2 protein-coding genes are annotated in these 1,829 nt (G+C 33.5%); both read right to left on the reverse strand.

Annotated features, from left to right (window positions below; translation table 11 throughout):
- Positions 1-95: 95 nt before the first annotated feature.
- The gene (locus AAAY30_RS11450; protein ID WP_412122672.1) at positions 96-305 is read right to left on the reverse strand and encodes a tryptophan-rich sensory protein; all 210 of its coding nucleotides are present in this window, start codon (positions 303-305) and stop codon (positions 96-98) included.
- Between the two features lie 178 nt (positions 306-483).
- Entirely contained in the window at positions 484-1,233 is a 750-nt protein-coding gene (locus AAAY30_RS11455; protein WP_252559574.1) for a phosphotransferase, read from the reverse strand.
- Between the last annotated feature and the right edge of the window lie 596 nt (positions 1,234-1,829).

Genomic DNA, 1,829 nt, shown 5'->3' on the forward strand with positions numbered 1-1,829 from the left:
TATATCGGAAGATTTTTATGGGCGCTGCCCAAACCCGCAATTTTTGAAAAAATTGAGTAAACTTTTTTGTTTTTGAGAGGAGAATTTAGCGTTAGCTAAATTTCAATGCCCGACCGACACTCCGCTAAACCATAATTTAAATAAGCTGCAAATGTTACCCATTTTATCATTAAAATTATAAGTAACCATAAAAGTATTGTCAATACGATAGGGAATAGAAAATCAGGGGGTGTGAGTGGAGGTTTATTAGCATTTTTAAAACTCTTCATTCCCATCATTGTAATTAATCCGGATAAACCTCCAATGCAAGACTTATAGCCAGACCGATTGAAAGTTGTTTATAATTAATTTGTGTACACTTGACATATTGTTCACTTCAAAAAAATGCTCCTGTTCTATTTTATGAACAGGAGCATTTTTTATTTGGGAATTAGAAAGTAAGGAGAATTAATTAAAAGATTTAAATAATTTATGAATTAAAAATTACTGGTAATCGCAAACATTTACCCATGAGAGTAAGAATTCACGCTCTTCCTCTTTGCCCTTAACTGACTGAGAAGCAGCTACAATCGGTAACCATTCCTGTACATACTGGCGAGCAGTATCAGTCTTGTCACAGAATAACTTAATATACTTTTCAGCAAGTTCATCCTGCTTGTTAAGTTTAAATAAGAGATATGTTCTTGCAGCATCAGCAGAGCCGTTGCCTTGTGTTGCATGTGACCAGTCGAGAATATACGGTGTGCCGTCAGCAGTAATAATTATGTTACTTGGGTTAAAGTCACCGTGGCAAACCTTTGTATGCTTAGGCATACCGTTTAAACGGGTAGAAAGCTCATATCTTGTTGTAGCGTCAAGACCTGTTTCGGAAATTTTACGCTGCATTTTATCTTTAAGTTTGTTAAGTAATGGAGCTTTCTTTGATAAAACTTCCATCTGCAAATTTACAAATAATTCAAGATATTCGTCTGTCTTTTCAGGATTTTCTTCCATAAGTTGAGCAAGTGTTTTACCTTCGATGTAATCGGAAATGATTGCCCACTTTCCGTCAATTTTAGTTACTTCCTGTAAAGACGGAATATTAAGACCTGTTTCTTCTACACGAGCCTGATTAAGTGCCTCGTTGAGTATATCTGATTTTGGGAAAGATTCGTCAAAAACCTTAATGGTCTTATCGCCATCTTTATATATAACCTTATTCTTTCTTTCGGCAAGAATTGTTTCAAATTTCATAAAAGTCATTCCTTTCAATAAAAAACTAAGCAATTTCTCTTTTGCTTTGGTTATATTATACAACAACTTTATGCTTAGGTATAGAGGTAAAATAACAGAAGTTTTAATAAATTCTTTGGTTAATTAGACAATATAATTTTACTGTTTTTGTATGAGTGAATAAAAAATAATACCATAATTGAGCGTATATAACAAAAATTATGTTAAATTATTAACTAAACTATTGATAAAAACTTAACAATGTTTTGTGCACATTGACAATTTTTTAACGATAAATATTTAACAATTAAATTATGGTTTAGCGGAGTGTCGGTCGGGCATTGAAATTTAGTTAACGCTAAATTATCCTCCAAAAAAAAGTTTACTCAATTTTTTCAAAAATTGCGGGTATGGGCAGGGCCCATAAAAATCTTCCGATATGACAATTTATCAGGCGCAAACAGCCACGCTGTTTGCGTGCTTGCACATAGTTTGAAAAACAGGCGACAGCCTTTTATAAAAGAAATAATTAACTTTTCATTATATATCGAATGTCTTTCTTGTTGCTATCGCATTTAAGGGCATTCGCCGTTGCGTTCAAGCCGCCAAACAGCTCG

Origin of the sequence: Ruminococcoides bili (assembly GCF_040093295.1) — a bacterium.
Classification (GTDB): domain Bacteria; phylum Bacillota; class Clostridia; order Oscillospirales; family Acutalibacteraceae; genus Ruminococcoides; species Ruminococcoides intestinale_A.

Excerpts from the sequence above, each read along its gene's own strand:
- AAAY30_RS11455 (WP_252559574.1), bottom strand. The coding sequence starts at position 1,233 with ATGAAATTTGAAACAATTCTTGCCGAAAGAAAGAATAAGGTTATATAT.